The organism is Enterococcus sp. DIV1411a (genome assembly GCF_050531945.1).
GTDB classification, from domain to species: domain Bacteria; phylum Bacillota; class Bacilli; order Lactobacillales; family Enterococcaceae; genus Enterococcus_B; species Enterococcus_B faecium.
Genome location: NZ_CP172892.1, coordinates 657,164 through 674,210, shown reverse-complemented (window position 1 = coordinate 674,210; position 17,047 = coordinate 657,164). Strand labels below are relative to the sequence as shown.

Genomic DNA, 17,047 nt, shown 5'->3' with positions numbered 1-17,047 from the left:
ACGTCTAAAAAGAAAAAAGCGACTGCGGCAAAACAGCAGCCAGCCAACTACTGCTCTTTTGCCGCTTCTCTTTGGCTTTTTTCATACGATACAGAATAAGAAAGGATCTGTAAAAATGGCACAAAAAACAACAACCGCAACTGCAGTTGAGGAAAAGAAAAAAGAAGGGTTTTGGTCAACAAAAATTACCGGCGTAAGTTTGCCCCTTTATTTGATCATGGTCCTTGTCCTGATCATTGCAATGGCTTTAGGAAAATTACCGACGAATATGATTGGCCCAATCGCTGTTTTGGTCATTTTCGGTAATTTATTTCATTTTATCGGAACAAAAATCCCTATAGTCAAAAGTTATTTAGGTGGTGGCTCCGTTTTTGCGATCTTTGCCTCTGCCGCGATTGCTACATTTGGGATCTTACCTGAGTATGTAGTAAAATCCACAGAAAACTTTGTCAGCAATATGGGCTTTTTAGACTTTTATATTGCTGCCTTGATTACTGGTAGCATCCTTGGTATGAACCGTAATCTATTGATGAAAGCTTCTGTTCGTTTTATTCCCGTTGCACTTATTTCAATGGTCGTCTCCTTTTTTGCCGTAGGACTCGTAGGTATGCTTATCGGAAATGGTTTTGCAAATTCCGTTTTATATATCTCATTGCCCGCAATGGCTGGTGGTGTTGGAGCCGGAGCTGTACCTTTATCAACGATTTATGCAAATGTTTTAGGTACGGACGCTTCTTCTATCATTTCCCGCCTGATTCCTGCGACAGCAATGACAAATGTCCTAGCTATCATTGGTGCAGCGTTAGTTGCTCGTGCGGGACAATCAATGCCAAAATTCAACGGTAATGGTAAATTAATGGAAAAAGGCGACCTTGGCGATGGAAAACCTAGAAATGTAAAACCTTCCATTCCACAATTAGGTGTCGGTTTGATGGTATCATTGACTTTCTTCATCTTAGGACAAATCTGTAACTATTTTGTTCCTAAAGTCCATGCTTACGCATTCATGATCATTATCGTTGTTATCTGTAAAATCGCAAACCTATTACCAGAATATTACGAAGATGCAGCTATCATGTTCAACAACTTGATTGTCAAAAACTTGACAGCAGCTGTTCTTGCCGGTATCGGTATTGCGTTATTGAATCTAAATGTATTGGCTTCTGCTTTGACATGGCAATTTGTTGTCTTATGTTTGACAAGTGTTATCGCGATTTCAGTAGTTTCAGGATTTGTCGGTCGTTTGTTTGGTTTATATCCAATCGAATCAACTATTACTGCTGGCTTATGCAACAACTCGATGGGTGGTACAGGAAATGTAGCTGTCTTATCTGCAGCTAATCGGATGGAACTTATTGCTTTTGCTCAAATGGGCAATCGGCTTGGTGGTGCCATCGTTTTGATCATCTCAGGTTTCTTGATGCAATTACTTTCTTAGTCAAAAAAAATACCTGATCATCAAGTATCGGCTTGATGACCAGGTATTTTTTGATAAAAATTTACAGGATTTTCAAAAATCTTTTTTGCATTTTATCGGAATGATAACCGATGCGTTCATAAAATCGGTGTGCTTCTACTCTGTATTCTGCAGAATTAAGTCTTATTGCTGATATTCCTCGTCTTTTCGCTTCTTCTACGCCAGTCATCAAGGCCTTTCCGATTCCTCTTTTTTCAGCATGTTTAGACACAGCAAGTGCCATAATATTGAACATCGGATCGCTGAAAATCGATTCATAGGACTCCGCTTGTACATAGCCAGCTGCTTTTTTAGAAGTAGGATCTTCATAGACCAAGAAAAAATTTTTTTCTGGCTCCTTCAACAGTTTCTTCATTTGTCTCACCGTAACGGTTAATGGTACATCATATCCTAATTGTTCCGCATTGATTTCTCGTAGTGCTTCTGCATCTCCTAAACGCATTTCCCGCAACATCCAAATCACCAGCCAATTTTTATTTTTTTAAATGAATTTTTTTATCACAGTATACTCCTTTTTTCACTTAAAAAAAGACTTTTCAGTGATTTTGACTTGCTTGAATCCAGATCCTTCTAATGTTTGCAAGATGACGAAAGCATTGTAAAGATTGATCAAAAGAACCACGATGACAATCGCTTGAAAAATAAAGGTCACTTTTTTTGGAGACAAAACCCTGCTAAATCTTGCTCCCCACAAACCTCCAATAACAGCAGCGGGGATAACATAAAACAACATAGATAAATCAAAGCGCATAAAGCTACTTGTTAAAGCAATCGTTACCAATTTTGCCAGTTGAGAAAAGAAAATCGTAGATAGAGAATATAGTGTTGCTTCTTTTATTGGCAATGCAAACATCAGCATCAACAAAGAAACATTGACTGGTCCACCACCAATACCTAAAAAACTAGCTAAAAAGCCCAGAACCCCCCCACATATAAGGTACCAAGTCCATGACGTCAAATGAAATTTTGGCTGATGATGCTTGGTGTAGAAGAACGCAAAAACCAAGGTCAATACCGTCAAAAAAATTTGGATCAGCTGCACATGCTTCTCGTTTTCAAATAACTGTAAAAAAACTTCGAATACAATGTTGCCGACTACTCCTCCAACAACAGCTCCACTAGATACCCAACCGACAATCTGCCAATTCAGTGATTTCCCGCTTGATACTTGTCGCACAGTCGAAACAATGGACATCGTGAATACCGCAACTGTTGAGTAAAAAGAAATCCCTGCAACAGAATGGGCGCCGATAAGATCAAGAATCGGTTTGATCAACACGCCTCCACCCATCCCGGAAATAGCGCCAACTGTGTTCGCCAGAACGATCACCACAAAATAAATCAGACCAATCATCTTGTATTTCCTTTCTCTTGTTTATATCTTTTAGCGATTGTTACTCTTTTCTTTTATTATACAGTAAAAGAAACAAACGAGGCTTCGAAAGCTTTTCTACTTTTTAAGGAAATTTAGTGCTAAACGAAAAAACCGGGCTCTACTTTTCAGAGAGTCCAGCTTTTCTTACACCTTATCGATTCTTTTGTTCTATTCTTCTTCCGCCATGAATGTATTGAATACTTCTTCGATCATATCCCATTCTGCGTCTGTTTCGATTTGTTCTAACTCGCCTTCTGTTCCATCTTCGTTTTCGATGTATGCATAAGCTTGTAATTCTACATCTTCATCTTCTGAAACACCAGCTGGATATAAAAGAACATAGTTACGTCCAAATTCTTCTTGTCCGTCAACTGTTAGCAAGATTTCGTATAATGTTTCATTTCCTTGGTCATCCACCAATGTGATGTGTTCGTGTCCTTCGTGTTCGTGGGAATGGTTATGTTCTGTCATAAGATTACCTCTTTTCTTTTTATTATTAAAATAATTGCTTACCTGAGCCGTCTAAATAATTTTGTAAAATCATCACAGCTGCTAATTTATCGATGACTTTTTTTCGTTTCGCTCTTGAAGTATTTGCCTGCTCTACTAGCATACGTTCTGCCTGAACAGTGGTTAGTCGTTCATCTTGATAATCAACCGGCAAGGAGAATAGTTCTTTGATCTTCTCTCCATATGACATGGAAGCTTCTGCCCTTGGTCCGATGGAATTGTTCATATTCTTAGGTAATCCAACTACAAAACGGTCTACTTCGTACTGCGCCACTAATTCCTTCAACCGATCAAAACCAAACTCTTCTTCTGCCTCATTGATTCGAATGATTTCTACTCCTTGAGCTGTCCAGCCAAAGGGATCGCTCACAGCAACGCCTACTGTCTTAGAACCGACATCCAAGCCCATTACTCTCATAAATTCACTCCATGATTTGAGAGGTAGTCTTTGACAATTACTTCCATGATTTCATCGCGTTCGTGACGGCGAATCAAATTTCGTGCATCACGATAACGAGGAATGTAGGCCGGGTCTCCAGAAAGCAAGTAGCCGACAATCTGATTGATTGGATTGTAGCCTTTTTCTTCCAAAGCCCGATAAACAATCGCTAATGTTTCGCTCACTTCTTTTTTGCGACTATCGTCAAAACCAAAACGTACGGTTTCATCTGTAAAACCCATGATTCTACACCTCTTTCCCGCAAGGTAATTCCAGCTTACCTTCTACACCCTTATTTTACTCGAAGAAAGGGAAAACTACAAACAAATATTCCAAACTTCTGAATAAATTAAGAAACACGATTTGTCTGATTTTTCCTTTTTTCTGTGGCTTTTTCAAAAGCCCTCTTTCCATAAAGTATACGCTATATTTCTTTGAAAGTATGTTTTTACACAATTTTTTCATAAAGTTCATAAAAAATTCGAATTGCTGCTACTAATTTTTCGTTTTCGTTGCTTGCCCTGTCTCATAATTGATGGTGTAGCCATCTTGAACATTGTAGATAAAGACATTGAATTCAATTTTTTTGTCTTCAATGCTTTCTGCTTCCAACTGCACACCTCTTGCTACCAGTTCATTTCCCTCGAAATGAGGAGTGACACGATAGCGTACATGATGATTTGTTTCCTTGATATATGCCGCAATATCATTTTCGTGGGCAAGCATGTACGGAGCATTCAACGAACGTGTCCCTGTCATTAAGTTTTTAATGTTATTATTTTGACCAGTCAACTGGAAACCAATCAAATGGCTGCGGTTGTATAACCATTGTCCGTCACTTAATTTCTTTTGTTTCCAACCTGTCGGATCAATATACAAAGGTTCTCTCTTTTCAGTAGGAAACAAGTCTTTTCCCAACATCGCATTGGCTTGTCCTACTCTGTTCAATTTGTCTATATTTGAATAGCTTTCCCATGTCCCTTTGGAAAGACTAAGATCCTCTTTTGTAAACTCCGGCTGATTCCCATTGATTTCTATTTCTTGATGTTTTCCATCATATTCTGGCACATCCGCTACTTGAGAAGCTTGCGGTGTGGAATCAAAAATGGTTGTAATTTGTTGGAAGATATCTGAATCTTTTTGTGTGGTGGAAATACCGAGTGCCCCTGCAATCACAGCAGCGACGATCCCCACGATCGCCTTGGTTGTTTTTTTGCTCATTTCTTTACTCCTTTACTAACAGTTCCCTAAATCTTAACATATGTTCCCCTATAAATAAATACTGGAAAGAAATAGAAACAGTAAAAAAATAAAACCAGTTTTTAGACGGCTTAAGAATACAAAAAAAGAGACGGATTCATCGTCTCTACTCAATCACAAAACACTATTTACAAGGTATTTATTATCATTCAAAAAATTTTTCTTAATACTCAAAACTAAACGGCTTCTGTACGACCTCTTGGTAAACAGTGTTCAAAAGCTTGCATCTGCGGTAATAAGTCCAACCAAGTCAAAAACATAAGAAGCTTTTTTGCTTGACTATTCTTATTACTTGATGCAGGGCAGCTTTTTCACAGCCTCTTTTAAGCGGGTGACGGGAATCGAACCCGCGACATCAGCTTGGGAAGCTGGGATTTTACCACTAAACTACACCCGCGATACAAAAACAGTATACGCCTCTTTCACTCCTTCCTCAAGTTTTTTTATTCTTTACGCTTCCGATATGTTTTGTAGTAAAATAAAACTAATCAATCAATTATTGGAGAAGATGCTATGACGGGAAAAGAATTAGATCTGTTGCTGGACACTTGTTTACTCGCTGGGAAAATCATGATGGAAAGCAATGCGGAGATGTATCGGGTAGAAGATACGATGAGTCGAATTGCTTTAGCTTCTGGAAATTTCCGTTTGGTCAGCTATGTCACTCAAACCGGTCTCTTTATTGGTCTTGATCGTACCTCGACCATCCGAATGGAACAAATTACCAACCGTTCGATTAATTTAGAAAAAGTAGTAAAAGTAAATGATCTTTCACGTAAATATGTTGCTTCAGAGCTAACATTAGAAGAACTTTACTGCGAACTGCAAGCAATCGACCGAGACCGTTCTTTCTTTCCTGTCTGGTTGCAAATCGTTAGCGCGGCAGTGATCAGTGGAACAATTATGGTGTTATTTGGCGGAAAGATGACCGATTTACCTGTAACTTTAGTCATTGGAGGATTGGGATACGCAGCTTATCTATATAGTTTGAAATTTTTTAGAATCAAATTTTTATCGGAATTTTTATCTTCTTTATTGATTGGCATAGCCGCTATCTACAGCGTACGTTTTGGCTTAGGAAGCAATCAGGATCTAATCATTATCGGATGTGTGATGCCTTTAGTTCCTGGAGTTCAAATTACGAACGCTATCCGTGATTTGCTAGCTGGACATTATGTCTCAGGAGTTTCTCGCGGAACAGAAGCGATGATGACCGCTACGATGATCGGTTTTGCGATTGCTTTTATTTTCCAGCTTTTTTATTAGGAAAGGAACACAAGTATGGGGACGATATTTATTCAGTTTTCTTTTAGTTTTTTAGCGACTGCGGCATTTGCCGTTATTACAAATGTACCTAGGCGTTCATTGATTTGTTGTGGTCTTTCTGGTGCTTTTGGCTGGATGATCTACTGGATCTGTGTTCAAATAGGCGGATCTGCTGCTTTTGGTTCATTGCTTGGTTCTTTAGGAGTAGCATTCATCAGCGATCTTTTCTCTAAACGTTTGAAAATGCCCGTAACGATTTTCAATATTCCCGGGATGGTTCCTCTAGTCCCTGGTGGTTTAGCTTATCAAGCGGTTCGGAATCTCGTTACTGAATCCTATCGAGAAGCGGCTCATTATGCGGTCCAAGCAATTATGATTGCTGGAGCAATCGCTTTAGGTCTTGTATTATCAGAAGTCTTTAACCATAACATCCGTAATTTCAAAGTAAAGCGTGACGCAATCATGATGAAACGAAAAAAACGGCTTTTTAAATAAACGAAGTGTAACAAAGAAAAGGTTGTGAAAGAGACGTTCAGCCTTGAGCGATGACAAAATATCTCACAAACATTGCGACAAGTAACCGCAGGAGCAATAAGAAGTAATTATGAGTATTAAAAAAAGTTTTGTAAAAATAGCTTCTCACATTTTTACATAAAATTGACTTAATACTGAGAAACTGACTTTTGAACACCCTCTATCTGTAAAAAAGGGGCTGCGACATGATTTTTGTCACGGCCCCTCTTCTTTATTCAAATTTTTTCCAAAACGTTCGTTGATAATAAACGATCCATAGAGCGGAAAGTATTAGAACTAAACCGATCACAGGAATATTCACTAACCAAAATGGATAAAACAAAGCCAACATTCCGTATAAGACGATAAGAATAATACTGATGATCAATGAACCCATCATAGTTGCGACTAAACCCAAACTTCCTGAACCTCTGTTAAATAATTGGTTAATATTGGTCCAGTTCAGCAGCAGCAACCGATAATCTCTAGCGAAATAACGTAGTGACAATAAGTAGCAACCGAATAAAGAACCAAATAGCAAGCTAGGGATAAAAAACAAAGGCAGCTGAAAAGACAGTCCGCTTAATAATGCGATCCCACCAGTTAAAAAACTCTGCAATATCCATCCGAATCTGAACTTTTCTTTTAAATATTGGTTCATAGAGATTGGCAAAGAACGGATAAACAGAAAATTTTCTTGATCCAAAGAAATAAGATTACTGATAAAAGAAGTCTGATTAACTGTTAAGAAAGCCAATGCGATCCCTACCAGGAAAACAACACCGATTAACTTATTATCTAAATCAGTTAATTTTATTTCGCCTCCTAGGGCAAAAGCAAGAATAAAAATGATTGGAGTTAACAAGGAAGAAGAAAGAACTTGCATAATCAAATTAGGTTCTTTTACTAATTGAGCATTGTAACTAAATAAAAGCTGATGCACATTTTGGTTCTTTTTATGGGTTCTTTTTATTTTGAACTCACTGTTTGAATCAGTCAGTTGCTCTGTAAGCTTTGGTACTATCAGCTGTTTTACAGCAAGGAAAAATCCCAGAGCCGTGATAGCTAGTATTCCCCAACCCAATAAACCTTGTTGAGAAAGTGGCTGACTGGCAGCATCATAGAATGGCAATAATATCGAAATCGGATGCCGATCTGTTAACTCATTTTCAATAGTCCCCGTTTGATGATTCATCCACATGATTCCAGCAAATGCGATCAGCATCGAGCTGCCAAGCAAGATACTAGAAACTGTTTTTCTATGTTTTTTAAACACTGCTGTTCGAGCCAAACCAAAAACAATCAAACTAGCCAGACAAAAAAGAATAATCAAAAATAGAGAAAACAAAAGGATTGAGATAATGATAGTAAGCAAAATCCCTAGATCAGCTCGCCATCCGGTTAAAATAAACATGACTAGAAGCGGAAAAACAAAAGGGATGATGGTCAAAGCAACTACCAAAATCTTTGCTGAAAAAACCTGTCCTTGTCCAAAAGGCAGAGGCAAAAATACTTGCAGGTCATTTCCTTCAAAAAAGATATTATAAATGACTGATATACTTTGAGTTAAACCTAACATACCAAAAAGTGCCACGTAATAAGTAAAGAAACCTGGCAATTTAACAAAGTTCATAGCAAACATAGCAAATCCGTAAATCAGTAAAAAAATCAGCCCTGAAAAAAGATTTTGAGACAAAAGATAGATAGTTAATCGCTTTCCCTTTTTTCCTTTCTCTCTTGCTTTATTCGTGAGCTGTGGATTAACATATAAAAGATTAACTCGAATTAATTCTAATAATTGTCGCTTATACATACGGTCCATCTCCTGTCGCTTGCCTTCCAGCCATTTTCAAATAAATCTTTTCTAGCGTTTCATCAGGTGAGCCATTCAATAATTCACTAACTGCCCCCTGATAAATCAATTCACCTTTCTTCAAAATAGCCAGTTTATCGCATAACTGTTGTGCGGTATCCAATACATGTGTAGAAAAAATGACTGTTTTTCCTTTTGCGGCATGAGCCTTCATCATTTCTTTCAAATCAAATGCTGCTTGAGGATCAAGTCCTTGCAAAGGTTCATCCAATACCCAAATATCTGGATCTGGCAGCAACGTGCCGATCAAAATCGTTTTTTGACGCATTCCATGTGAAAAACTTGCGATTGTTTCATTTTGATGACTATACATATCAAAAAGCGCTGTCAATTCTGCTAAACGCTTTTCTTTTTTTTGTGTGTCTAATTCATAGGCAGCTGAAATCAAGTCCCAATATTCTCCAGCCGTCAATTGTAAAAAAATATCTGGGGAATCAGGCACATAACCGATTTTTTGTTTGATACTCAAGCGATTTTCCGTCAATTTCATTCCATCTACTAAAATCGTTCCCGATGATGGTTCAATAATACTAACTAAACTTTTAATCGTAGTTGATTTTCCGGCACCATTATGTCCTAAAAATCCAAAAATTTCCCCTTGTCTTATCGAGAGAGACAAGTCTTTTAATGCTTGTTTTTTCCCGTAACTTTTACTTACATTGATGAATTCAATCATTTCTGTACTCCTTTTGTTTGTTATTACTTTTTATTGTACCCTTCGTTATTGGTGGAGTAAATGTCAAAAAGAGTGCATAACAAAAAAGGATAGAAACGACTAGGCTGCTACTTGGGTTGTTCTCTTCTACAGGAAAACACTCTTCTAACAGGTAAGATATGAGTCTTTGTTTTCTTTAAAATGATTCATTTTCTATCTTTTCTTGCATAAAATTCTTTAATTTATCAATACTTCTCTTTCCCATCTCTAGTTGTTCTCCATTTGCAAATGTTACTATTTCGTTTACTCTGCTAATAGATGTGATGTTTTCAGTATTAATGATATAAGCTTTTAAATCTTTACATAAATACTCATATTCGAGTGATTTTTTATATTTTTTAATTGTGCCGTTTACGAGAATCTCTTCATCTTTCAATACTATATAGGTTGAATTAAATACTTTACATCCGCACGCACAGTCGGTCAATCACCTCAAGGGGACGCTCGTTTACATCGGCTAAGAAACCGCGGACCGACTGTTTGATTTTCTGGACGTGGTCAAAAAAAACATTGTTGATGACCGATTCCTTGAGCCACTTCCAAACGCCTTCCATTAGGTTCAACTGAGGGCTGTAGGGAGGGAGGAAGATGAGTGCCAGGCGCCTAGCGTTTTCTTCAAGAAAAGACTGGATCAGCTTGGCGTGGTGGATAAGGGCATTATCCAATACCATCACGATTTTTCCGGTGGGGTATTCCCGCAACGTCCGCTCCAGAAAACGGAGGAAGGCCGCTGCGTCGTATGCCCCTTCTTCTGTACAAATGATCCGACCGGTTTCATAATCCAAGGTGCCTATCAATTTTACCCCTTTGTGTTGTCCATAAGTGGGGATTTTTCGCTGGTGGCCGCGGAGAAACCAGGTGCAGCCAATGGCTTGGTAATCCCGGATCATGGTTTCGTCCTCGAATAGGAGGTGGTCAATATCGCTATTCAGCAATTTTTTTTTAGGCTCGGGAAGGTTTCTTCCAAAAATACCTGTTGTTTCTTGGAATCCGCTTTTTTGAGGGTATACGTCGGACGGGTCCAGCTTAGTCCTAGCCGGTGAAGGAGGTCCGCCACGCCTTTTTGCGTATATCCATAACTCCATTCCCGGAGAATCAGGTCACACACAATCGCCAATGTCCAATTGGCACGGGATTTGAAACCTACTTCCTCCGGAGTGTGGTAGGCGACGATTTGGACCAGTTCCGCTTCCTGTTCATCTGTCAGCCGTGAAGGTCGTCCGCTTTGTTTTTTGGAGACTAAACCTTGGATTCCATTATGGCAGTAGTTTTTCACATAGTGGCTGACAGTATGCTCGTCGCGGCCGATGGTGTGCCCGGCTTCTTTCCGGGTGTGGCCTTCAAGAACCAACTTGACTGCCAGGAAACGCTCGTACAACCGGCGGTTGTCTGTCGTATTCATCGCTTTTTCCAATTCACGGATTTGGCGTTCTGTTTCCATGTTCCCCACTCCTCAAGTGTTTTCTTTAGTATACGCCTATAGGAGGAAAAACGAATACAATTTAACTCAATTTATATAGGCCTATTTTATTTTTATAACCTGGCATGCTCATTAGATAAAGGATTTCATCGTAATGGACATAGTGATCGCTATTACCATAACGGACAGTTGTCCACCTTTTTTTCGTAGCATGTTGAACAGGATAGTTTTCTTTTTCTTTCAATAAGTAACTTTGGATGCTTTTTTTATTTTTTTCATAAGTGAATTCTTTTATCAAATAACCACTAGGCGTAATCTTTCGATTAATAACAGTTATTGCTTTATTCGGATGAGACGTTAGATAAACAATTTTACACTTTTCATTCTTTTCTCTAAGCATTTCGCCTAGATCGATAACGCTATAATAGGCGTTCAAATCGATGTCTAGGAAAAAAATATCTGAGGAATAGATTTCATTATTTTTAATGAATTCAACAAATTGTATAACGTTCAATCCCTGAACGATCTCAAATTTCCAAGGACTTAATAAAATTCTGGATTCTTCCAAAATTTCTACTAGCATTTTTTCAAAAACCAAACTATCATCCAAAATAAATATACGCGTTACCATAAAAAGTACCTCCACTCGATATTTTACTATCAAAATCATTTCATACAACTTTTCAACATACATGTTAGGAATAAATTGTAATTCTCTTCACAATCTTTTCCAACACCTTTGAAACCGATATCAAATACTTTCAGGATGCTGCTTCTAAAATAAATATCAAACAAATGAATACATCATGCAAAAAAAGCCAGACAACCGACGTCCTTGCGTGTCAGCTGTCTGAGCTATGTTTATTTATTTTGTTCTTTTAAAAAGAACGATACACATACTGATTTTTCGGAGCAGAGACTTTCTCAGCGTTTGTAACAACTACAGATGGGATTTCACGCTTGAATGGTTGATAATAGTCTGATTGGATGGTTCCTTCTATTTTATACCATTCATCATTTTTAACCGTTACTCCTTCCGGCATATGCGTCAACAAACCAAAGACTCCTGAATCTGCCACACAATGGATAATGCCGAATCGGAACAAGAGGATATCTGTATTGCTATCGTTCGGTGTTTGGTAAACAAATCCTTCATAGCTGATTTTTTTGCCAATGAATTCGCTAGGGTAATTATAAATTAGCTCCATAACTTCTAAATAGTTTTCATCTGTGATCTTGATAGTTTGCTTATCCCCATACTTTTCTTTCAACTCATTCATTTGGTCTAAGTAGTCTGATTTGTTGAAATAAATACTGGTATCCGGCTTTAAGTATTGTGTCTGCATCTCCGGATCCCCTACTGATTCTTTACTTACTGGGAAATTAAATCCTTTGGCTTCTACGATCGTAGTGTCGAGACTAACTGTTGGAAACAACGTCCCCACGATTACTGGCAAAGCTAGCAGTACATAAGCGATTCCACGTTGATAAGGTTTTGACAACCCATGGTCATGATCGTGCTCGTGTGCCTTTTCCTCTGCTTTTCCGTTTTTGACCCACAAATACAGCTGAACTAAAGCCAAAAGAGCAGATAAAATCATTGAAAGAATAGCTAAGTAGCGATAATGGACATTGATATATTGATCGAGTTTGCCAGAAACTTGCAAGTACATCATCAATTCGAAATACCCAGATAAAATCAAAAACCGCAGCATATTTTTCCTCCTAAATAAATAATGTGAATCCAATAACGCTAAGGGCAATCAGTCCGATCAGCGATAAAATAAAGCGTCCTGTAAAATATCGTTTCATCATCAGTAGATTTTTGATATCGACCATTGGGCCAAAGACCAAAAAGGCAGCTACAGGTGCTGTGCCGAACAGACTTAACAAAGAAGATCCTATAAACGCATCTGCTTCTGAGCAAAGAGACATCGTAAAGGCCAATAACAGCATGATGATAATGGCTAAAATCTTTGTTGAGCCGAGCGTTAGCATAATTCTAGTTGGTAAATAAGTCTGCATCGCAGCTGCGATTAATCCGCCAATGATCAAATAACGACCTGTATCAAAAAATTCGTCGATTGAATGTGTCAACACATGCCCAGTTTGATGGATCAGCTGATTTTTTGGTTCATTCTTCTCACTTTGTTCTTCTTCATGGACATGATGATGGTGATTTTCTGCTACTTTAGACGTGATTTTTTCTTTCAATACAGCGTCTTTTTGAAAATAGGCAAGCCAGACACCAATCACAAGGGCAACAAAAAAGCTGCCTATCACCCGCCAGCTTGCCATCTGCCAAGAATTGCCAAATGCGATAAAAGTGGAAAAAATCACGATTGGATTGATGATCGGAGCAGTCAGCATAAAAGCAAACGCTGTGTGAACTGGTACGCCTTTTTTAACAAATTGATGAACGATCGGTACGATGCCGCATTCACATGAAGGAAAGAAAAATCCTAAGATCGAACCAGTAAAAATAGAGAATATACGATTTTCAGGAAGCCATCTCTTCACACGTTCTGGGGTCAAAAATACTTGTAAGGCGCCTGAGATAAGACAGCCTAATAATACGAAAGGTAATGCTTCAATAACGATCGATAAGAAAATCGTACTCATCTGCAAAACCGAATTTGGAATAAAAGAAAACATGAGTTTCCTCCTTTTTATTTCTAGTTCATTCGCTTTGCAAATATACGCTTTTATTCAAAAAAAAACAAGTTGCTCTGTAAATTTTTACACAACTCTTATTTTTTACCAAAGCACTTCAATTGACTTTTTCTGTTATTCCCATTAAATTAAGGTCTCATACATATCACTTCTATCACAAAAGGGAGAATAAAAATGAAACAAACCACTAACTTGACTGAAGTTCAAGACATACTGCAACAATCATCCGTTGTCGTCGTTTATCTTTCGATGCCTAATTGCAGTGTTTGTCACGCTGTTCGTCCACGACTAGAAGAACTGCTCACACATTATGATATTCCGGCACTTCATTTGGATGCATTTGAAACACCAGAAGTAGCTAGTAAATTTGAAGTGCTGACTGCGCCAGTTGTCCTGATTTTTCATCAAGGAAAAGAAGTCTTTCGGCAAGCACGGTTCATCGACTTTAAAAAAATCCGTTATCTACTAGATGAACTGACAGCAGAAGATGATTCCCTTTCTTATGAAGAAATCTTCCGAACAAAATAATCGTTGTCCAAACAGAAAAAAGCGATTGAACAAGTGAAAGTTTTGCCTTCATTTGTTCAATCGCTTTTTATTTTTATTCTGCTGTATTTTCGGAATGCGCATTTGCGTCAGAATGCAAGAAATAGATCAAGGTTTGCAATTCATTCGTCAAATCAACATTTTGGATCAATACATCTGACGGAGCATTCAATCGAGCAGCGGTAAAGTTCAAGATTCCTTTGATTCCTGCTTCCGTTAACTGATTGACTACTTCTTGTGCTCTTTCAGCGGGTATCGTTAAAATTGCTACTTCGATTTGTTGGATCTTGATTTGTTCTGACATATCTTCCATTGGATAAACGGGGATACCGTCTACGATGCGCCCAACGATTTCCTCATTCACATCAAAAGCACAACTGATACGTATGCTATTACTTTGATGGAATTTGTATTTTAGTAAAGCACTTCCCAAGTTCCCTACACCGATCAGCGCAACATTTGTCAATTGATCGTCGTTTAATGTCTTTGCAAAAAAGTGCATAAGATCTTCTACATCATAACCATACCCACGTTTTCCTAATTCGCCAAAATAAGAAAAATCTCGACGGATCGTTGCACTATCTACTTGAACGGCTTCACTTAATTCAGTTGAAGACACTTTTTTCTTTCCAGCATTATTTAAAATCCTTAAATAGCGATAATACAAAGGCAGTCTTTTAGCTGTCGCCTTTGGAATAATATGATCTTTCACGAAATGACCTCCACGTATTGTCTAATTACATCTTTGATTTCTCCATCATAGCAGTATTTATAGGAAAAAATCAATTCCATTGCTCAGATATTGTGAAATTTTATTCTTTATTCATTTATTTATCATTTCTGCAAATCTCGCAGTATAATGGAATTTATGGTAGACTACTAATTGAAAAATAGTTTTTTATTTGAGGAGAATTCACAAAGTAGAAAAGAGGATTCCATGATATTATTACAAGCCAATCAGATTGCTCGCCATTTTGGTGCAGAAGTCTTATTTGAAAACATACATTTAGAAATCAGTACAGGCGCTCGTGTCGCTTTAGTTGGTAGAAATGGCGCTGGAAAATCGACTTTATTGAAGATCATTGCTGGAATTGAAGCACCTGATGAAGGAAAGATCGCTAAAAATAAAACAGCGACTCTCGGATACCTCGCTCAGGACACAGGACTTGATTCCAATGAAACAGTTTGGAACGAGATGCTGAAAGCTTTTGAACAAGTTAGACAAATGGAAGAGCGGATGCGCGAGCTAGAGATTTTCATTAGCGAAGGTACGCCAGACACACCTGCATATACTTCTTATTTAAAAGAATACGACCGGCTGCAACACGATTTTTCAGATCGAAACGGCTATGGTTATGAAAATGAAATTCGTTCCGTATTGCATGGGTTTAAATTCGATTCTTCATTTTATGATCAGAAAATCGATACTTTATCAGGCGGACAGCGCACTCGTTTAGCTTTAGCTCGCATGCTTTTGCAACACCCTGACATTTTGATTCTAGATGAACCAACGAACCATTTAGATATCGAGACGCTTTCCTGGCTTGAGAATTATCTGCAAAGCTATACTGGTGCATTATTGATTGTTTCCCATGACCGTTATTTTTTAGATAAAGTAGTCAATGAAGTCTATGAATTAAGCAGAAGAAAAATGCGCCATTACAAAGGTAACTATTCGAAATATCTAGATTTGAAAGCAGAACAGCTAGCAAGTGAATGGAAGGCTTATGAAAAGCAGCAAACAGAAATCCATAAATTAGAAGACTTCGTTGCTCGGAACCTTGTTCGCGCCTCTACCACAAAACGAGCGCAAAGCCGCAGAAAGACATTAGAAAAAATGGACCGGCTGGATCGTCCTCAAGGGGATGAAAAACAAGCAAACTTTCTATTCAGTATAGAAAAGCCTTCTGGAAATGTAGTCTTGCAAATCGAAGATGCCGCTATCGGATATGATAATGTCACCTTATCTGAACCAATCAATCTAGATATCCGTCGTCAAGAAGCGATTGCTCTAGTAGGTCCGAATGGTATCGGGAAATCGACATTGCTGAAATCAATCATTCACCAGATCCCTTTTATCCGTGGAAAAGAAACGCTAGGGACAAATGTCACCATCGGCTATTACGATCAAGGTCAAGCTGATCTGCATACAAACAAGACGATCCTAGCAGAATTGTGGGATGAGCATCCTACCACTCCAGAAAAAGAGATTCGAAGTGCTTTAGGTGCTTTCTTATTTTCTGGCGAAGATGTAGAAAAACCAATCCCTCTGCTAAGTGGCGGTGAAAAAGCACGGGTTGCTTTAGCCAAGTTAGCGATGAACAAAGAAAACTTTTTGATTTTGGATGAACCAACAAACCATTTAGATATTGACAACAAAGAAGTATTAGAAAATGCATTGATCGATTATGACGGCACACTGCTTTTTGTTTCCCATGACCGATATTTCATCAATCGGATCGCGACAAAAGTCGTCGAACTCTCTGAAAATGGCAGCAAAGTCTATCTAGGAGACTATGATTATTATTTAGAGAAAAAGCAGGAAGAAGAAGAAATCGCCGAATTGTTGGCACAAGATGAGCCAGAATCTGCTCCTGCTCCCACGAACAAATCTGATTATTACCAAAGCAAAGAACAGCAAAAGCTTATCCGTAGCCTTCAACGAAAAATTACTCAGGTTGAAGAAGAAATGGCGCGGATCGATGAATGGATCGATCAGTTGGAACAAGAAATGGTCGCGCCAGAAAACCTGGAAGATCACGTAAAACTCAATGAGCTGAACCAAGATTTAGAAGCTGCTAGACAAGATCAAGAAACAAAATTGACGGAATGGGAAGAACTAAGCTTGGAATTAGAAGAATACGAGAATTAAAAGCCAATGGAAAGAGGTTGTGACAGCACTGTTGTCATAGCCTCTTTCTTTTTTATGCAGAAACATAGCGAAACCTTTCTCTTTTTCTTACTATTTTTCTCTACTGAC

General features: G+C 38.3%; 17 protein-coding genes, 1 tRNA gene and 2 pseudogenes. 5 read left to right on the top strand and 15 right to left on the bottom strand.

The window, feature by feature from the left end; all coding sequences use genetic code 11:
• Positions 1 to 115 precede the first annotated feature (115 nt).
• Positions 116 to 1,438 carry a 2-hydroxycarboxylate transporter family protein gene (locus tag IGJ87_RS03190; protein ID WP_002302984.1) on the top strand — a complete coding sequence of 441 codons (1,323 nt, stop codon included), beginning with the start codon at positions 116 to 118 and terminating at the stop codon, positions 1,436 to 1,438.
• Between the two features lie 61 nt (positions 1,439 to 1,499).
• Here IGJ87_RS03190 and IGJ87_RS03185 read toward each other — a convergent pair whose 3' ends face one another.
• The 7 genes from IGJ87_RS03185 to IGJ87_RS03155 all read right to left on the bottom strand — a co-directional run bounded on the left by IGJ87_RS03185 (position 1,500) and on the right by IGJ87_RS03155 (position 5,458).
• On the bottom strand, positions 1,500 to 1,931 hold the full coding sequence (locus IGJ87_RS03185; protein WP_002295053.1) for a GNAT family N-acetyltransferase: 432 nt from the start codon (positions 1,929 to 1,931) through the stop codon (positions 1,500 to 1,502).
• A gap of 63 nt (positions 1,932 to 1,994) precedes the next feature.
• Positions 1,995 to 2,831 carry a sulfite exporter TauE/SafE family protein gene (locus IGJ87_RS03180; RefSeq protein ID WP_002302985.1) on the bottom strand — a complete coding sequence of 279 codons (837 nt, stop codon included), beginning with the start codon at positions 2,829 to 2,831 and terminating at the stop codon, positions 1,995 to 1,997.
• Between the two features lie 189 nt (positions 2,832 to 3,020).
• Positions 3,021 to 3,323: a DUF1292 domain-containing protein gene (locus tag IGJ87_RS03175; RefSeq protein ID WP_002295049.1), complete on the bottom strand. Its 303-nt coding sequence runs from the start codon at positions 3,321 to 3,323 to the stop codon at positions 3,021 to 3,023.
• 25 nt (positions 3,324 to 3,348) lie between these two features.
• Positions 3,349 to 3,780 (bottom strand): Holliday junction resolvase RuvX, encoded by a 432-nt coding sequence (gene ruvX / locus IGJ87_RS03170; RefSeq protein WP_002290886.1) that lies wholly within the window; start codon positions 3,778 to 3,780, stop codon positions 3,349 to 3,351.
• Positions 3,777 to 4,043, bottom strand: coding sequence for an IreB family regulatory phosphoprotein (locus IGJ87_RS03165; RefSeq protein WP_002290885.1), 267 nt, complete (start codon positions 4,041 to 4,043; stop codon positions 3,777 to 3,779). The genes ruvX and IGJ87_RS03165 overlap by 4 nt, the downstream gene beginning before the upstream one ends.
• A 253-nt stretch (positions 4,044 to 4,296) precedes the next feature.
• Complete coding sequence (locus tag IGJ87_RS03160; protein WP_002290883.1) at positions 4,297 to 5,022, bottom strand: DNA/RNA non-specific endonuclease; 726 nt, start codon at positions 5,020 to 5,022, stop codon at positions 4,297 to 4,299.
• A gap of 365 nt (positions 5,023 to 5,387) precedes the next feature.
• Positions 5,388 to 5,458 (bottom strand) — tRNA-Gly (locus IGJ87_RS03155).
• A 116-nt stretch (positions 5,459 to 5,574) separates the two neighbouring features.
• Between IGJ87_RS03155 and IGJ87_RS03150 the strand changes: the two genes are divergently transcribed.
• Both IGJ87_RS03150 and IGJ87_RS03145 read left to right on the top strand, forming a co-directional pair.
• Entirely contained in the window at positions 5,575 to 6,327 is a 753-nt protein-coding gene (locus tag IGJ87_RS03150; protein WP_002289867.1) for a threonine/serine exporter family protein, read from the top strand.
• Between the two features lie 15 nt (positions 6,328 to 6,342).
• Entirely contained in the window at positions 6,343 to 6,822 is a 480-nt protein-coding gene (locus IGJ87_RS03145; protein WP_002289868.1) for a threonine/serine exporter family protein, read from the top strand.
• 250 nt (positions 6,823 to 7,072) lie between these two features.
• On the opposite strand, the gene IGJ87_RS03140 is transcribed toward IGJ87_RS03145, so the two are convergent.
• From IGJ87_RS03140 to IGJ87_RS03110, 7 genes and pseudogenes are all read right to left on the bottom strand, one after another.
• On the bottom strand, positions 7,073 to 8,653 hold the full coding sequence (locus tag IGJ87_RS03140; protein ID WP_002323596.1) for a hypothetical protein: 1,581 nt from the start codon (positions 8,651 to 8,653) through the stop codon (positions 7,073 to 7,075).
• Positions 8,646 to 9,389, bottom strand: coding sequence for an ABC transporter ATP-binding protein (locus IGJ87_RS03135; RefSeq protein ID WP_002287741.1), 744 nt, complete (start codon positions 9,387 to 9,389; stop codon positions 8,646 to 8,648). Before IGJ87_RS03135 ends, IGJ87_RS03140 begins: the two co-directional genes overlap by 8 nt.
• A gap of 175 nt (positions 9,390 to 9,564) precedes the next feature.
• Positions 9,565 to 9,822: pseudogene (locus IGJ87_RS03130) on the bottom strand (LytTR family transcriptional regulator DNA-binding domain-containing protein); the annotation flags it as partial.
• Positions 9,823 to 9,829: 7 nt separating this feature from the next.
• Positions 9,830 to 10,869 (bottom strand): IS630 family transposase gene (locus IGJ87_RS03125; RefSeq protein ID WP_113843804.1). Its coding sequence is split into 2 segments (ribosomal slippage): positions 9,830 to 10,369 and positions 10,372 to 10,869, totalling 1,038 coding nucleotides; the frame shifts between segments, so codons are not numbered across the junction.
• Positions 10,870 to 10,945: 76 nt separating this feature from the next.
• Positions 10,946 to 11,479, bottom strand: a pseudogene (locus IGJ87_RS03120) (LytR/AlgR family response regulator transcription factor); the annotation flags it as partial.
• A gap of 247 nt (positions 11,480 to 11,726) precedes the next feature.
• Complete coding sequence (locus tag IGJ87_RS03115; RefSeq protein WP_430609830.1) at positions 11,727 to 12,563, bottom strand: TIGR03943 family putative permease subunit; 837 nt, start codon at positions 12,561 to 12,563, stop codon at positions 11,727 to 11,729.
• Between the two features lie 10 nt (positions 12,564 to 12,573).
• A complete protein-coding gene (locus tag IGJ87_RS03110; protein WP_002287744.1) occupies positions 12,574 to 13,503 on the bottom strand; it encodes a permease in 930 nt (309 codons plus the stop codon).
• A 192-nt stretch (positions 13,504 to 13,695) separates the two neighbouring features.
• Between IGJ87_RS03110 and IGJ87_RS03105 the strand changes: the two genes are divergently transcribed.
• Entirely contained in the window at positions 13,696 to 14,049 is a 354-nt protein-coding gene (locus IGJ87_RS03105; protein WP_002323593.1) for a thioredoxin family protein, read from the top strand.
• 73 nt (positions 14,050 to 14,122) lie between these two features.
• Here IGJ87_RS03105 and IGJ87_RS03100 read toward each other — a convergent pair whose 3' ends face one another.
• Positions 14,123 to 14,779, bottom strand: a complete 657-nt coding sequence (locus IGJ87_RS03100; RefSeq protein ID WP_002287746.1) for a redox-sensing transcriptional repressor Rex — start codon at positions 14,777 to 14,779, stop codon at positions 14,123 to 14,125.
• 225 nt (positions 14,780 to 15,004) lie between these two features.
• Between IGJ87_RS03100 and IGJ87_RS03095 the strand changes: the two genes are divergently transcribed.
• On the top strand, positions 15,005 to 16,939 hold the full coding sequence (locus IGJ87_RS03095) for an ABC-F family ATP-binding cassette domain-containing protein (RefSeq protein WP_002323592.1): 1,935 nt from the start codon (positions 15,005 to 15,007) through the stop codon (positions 16,937 to 16,939).
• Positions 16,940 to 17,047: the final 108 nt, after the last annotated feature.

Coding starts and splice junctions, on each gene's coding strand:
- IGJ87_RS03105 (WP_002323593.1), top strand. CDS start 13,696: ATGAAACAAACCACTAACTTGACTGAAGTTCAAGACATACTGCAACAA.
- IGJ87_RS03115 (WP_430609830.1), bottom strand. CDS start 12,563: ATGCTGCGGTTTTTGATTTTATCTGGGTATTTCGAATTGATGATGTAC.
- IGJ87_RS03135 (WP_002287741.1), bottom strand. CDS start 9,389: ATGATTGAATTCATCAATGTAAGTAAAAGTTACGGGAAAAAACAAGCA.
- ruvX (WP_002290886.1), bottom strand. CDS start 3,780: ATGAGAGTAATGGGCTTGGATGTCGGTTCTAAGACAGTAGGCGTTGCT.
- IGJ87_RS03175 (WP_002295049.1), bottom strand. CDS start 3,323: ATGACAGAACATAACCATTCCCACGAACACGAAGGACACGAACACATC.
- IGJ87_RS03145 (WP_002289868.1), top strand. CDS start 6,343: ATGGGGACGATATTTATTCAGTTTTCTTTTAGTTTTTTAGCGACTGCG.
- IGJ87_RS03165 (WP_002290885.1), bottom strand. CDS start 4,043: ATGGGTTTTACAGATGAAACCGTACGTTTTGGTTTTGACGATAGTCGC.
- IGJ87_RS03180 (WP_002302985.1), bottom strand. CDS start 2,831: ATGATTGGTCTGATTTATTTTGTGGTGATCGTTCTGGCGAACACAGTT.
- IGJ87_RS03160 (WP_002290883.1), bottom strand. CDS start 5,022: ATGAGCAAAAAAACAACCAAGGCGATCGTGGGGATCGTCGCTGCTGTG.
- IGJ87_RS03150 (WP_002289867.1), top strand. CDS start 5,575: ATGACGGGAAAAGAATTAGATCTGTTGCTGGACACTTGTTTACTCGCT.
- IGJ87_RS03140 (WP_002323596.1), bottom strand. CDS start 8,653: ATGTATAAGCGACAATTATTAGAATTAATTCGAGTTAATCTTTTATAT.
- IGJ87_RS03185 (WP_002295053.1), bottom strand. CDS start 1,931: ATGTTGCGGGAAATGCGTTTAGGAGATGCAGAAGCACTACGAGAAATC.
- IGJ87_RS03110 (WP_002287744.1), bottom strand. CDS start 13,503: ATGTTTTCTTTTATTCCAAATTCGGTTTTGCAGATGAGTACGATTTTC.
- IGJ87_RS03190 (WP_002302984.1), top strand. CDS start 116: ATGGCACAAAAAACAACAACCGCAACTGCAGTTGAGGAAAAGAAAAAA.
- IGJ87_RS03095 (WP_002323592.1), top strand. CDS start 15,005: ATGATATTATTACAAGCCAATCAGATTGCTCGCCATTTTGGTGCAGAA.